This is a genomic window from Faecalibacterium longum (genome assembly GCF_040094125.1).
GTDB lineage: Bacteria > Bacillota > Clostridia > Oscillospirales > Ruminococcaceae > Faecalibacterium > Faecalibacterium longum.
The window spans coordinates 1-1,860 of record NZ_JBBNIH010000098.1; the positions used below are offsets into that span (position 1 = coordinate 1).

A 1,860-nucleotide genomic window follows, 5' to 3' on the forward strand; every position below is an offset into this window, starting at 1 on the left:
GACTTGAAAATCGCGCCCGAATCCCCTACAATGAAATTGTCCGAAACCCCTGCCGTAGAACCTTCTGACCAGACCAGAAAAACCGTCCGACACGCCCCGCTCGTTTACCGGGTGGAAGAGATTGCCCAACTGTTGGCGATCTCCAACCGTGCTGCGTACAATCTGTGCAACACCACGAAAGATTTCAAGGTGATCCGCCTCGGTACCAGCATCCGGGTAAGCAAGCAGAGCTTCGATGATTGGTTTGCAGCGGTCTGAGGGAGGGAACATCTATGGCATCTATTATGAAACGTGGCAACACGTATTCCGTCCGATACAACTACAAAGATCATGCTGGCAAGCCCTGCAAGGGCTGGGAAACCTTCAAGACCAAGGCCGAAGCGCAGGAGCGCAAGATCACGGTGGAGAAGGAGCTGCTGGACGGCACCTTCCTCGTGCCCGACACCATGACGGTGGAGGAGATGCTGTACAAGTGGATCCCCATTCAGTCCAGCAAACACAAGTGGTCTCCCAAGACCTACACCCAATCTGTGGCGATGGTGCAGAACCTCATCGTGCCGTATATCGGAAAGCGAAAGGTGCAAGACCTCCGCACCTACGACATTGAGCAGTTCTACGCCACCCTGAGCCAGACCCCCTGCGGGCAGTATGTGCACGGTGTGAAGCAGGAGCTGACGGAAAATCAGAAGAAACGGCTGTTATCCAGCACGTCCATTCACGAAGTCCACACGCTCCTGAAGACCGCCTTTTCGTATGCCGTTGACTGGGATCTGATTCACAAATCGCCTACTCCCCGTGAAGCCCCCAAGATCAACACCGAAGAACGCACCATCTGGGATGAGCGCACCATGTTGGCGGCGCTGCAGACCATCGAGAACCCCGCTCTGCATCTGGCGGTGCACATGAGCATGATCCTCTCGCTCCGTGAGGGCGAGATCCTCGGCTTGCAGCCGGGAGACCTCGACTTTGATGCAGCAGACGGACGGGGAACCATCTCGGTGAACAAAGCCCTGCAGCGTGCCGACAAGGTCGCCTTGTCCAAGATCGACCCCACCCAGATCTACCACACCTTCCCGGACAGACGGGAGGGGAGCAAGTCCTCGCTGATCCTCAAGCGGACTAAGACCAAAAAGTCCAACCGCATCCTGTACATGACCAAGCCCTTGAAAGAGGAGCTTCTGGCATGGCTGGAAAAGATGAAGCAGGACGAGCAGAGCGCCCCGGAAAAGTACAGCAACTGCGGTCAGCTGTTCCGCTTACCAGACGGCTTACCCATTGCCCCGGACGTTCTGACCAAGTGGTATCGGCAGTGGCGAGCAGAGCACCCGGAGTTTGAGAAGATCGTGTTTCATGGTCTGCGACACTCCAGTGCCACCTATCAGCTGTTGCAGTCTGGCGGTGACTTCAAATCGGTGCAGGGCAACACAGGTCATGCAACTGCTACCGTCCTGATGGACACCTACGCTCACACGCAGGACAGGCCCCGGTTGGAGCTGGCAAAGAAGATCGAAGCCGACTTCTACCGGCAGGACACAGCAGGAGCAGGGCCGCAGGCGTCCCCGGAAAGCAAAATGCCGGCGGCAACAAAAATCACAGGCAAAATGATCCTTGAAGCCATCCGGCAGATGGACGCAGAAGAACGCCGCGAGCTGACGCGGGTACTCTTCGCGTAAAATTCTCTTTTTTGTGCAGCGAAATACACGCTGTGCAAGCGATGCAAAGAGTTCATGGCTTTTTTGTAAAGTGTGCAGAAAGTGTGCAAGTGTGTGCGACCTCTGCCAGAAAAACAAAAAAGCCATGAAATCTTTCGATTTCACGGCATTTTCTGGTGCGATGGAAGGGACTCGAACCCCCGGCCTA

General features: G+C 55.6%; 2 protein-coding genes. Both read left to right on the forward strand.

Annotated features, from left to right (window positions below):
• A partial coding sequence (locus AAAU26_RS03465; protein ID WP_227619220.1) for a helix-turn-helix domain-containing protein occupies nt 1-258 on the forward strand: 258 nt, incomplete at its 5' end.
• 14 nt (nt 259-272) lie between these two features.
• Nucleotides 273-1,673, forward strand: coding sequence for a site-specific integrase (locus tag AAAU26_RS03470; protein ID WP_227619221.1), 1,401 nt, complete (start codon nt 273-275; stop codon nt 1,671-1,673).
• Nucleotides 1,674-1,860: the final 187 nt, after the last annotated feature.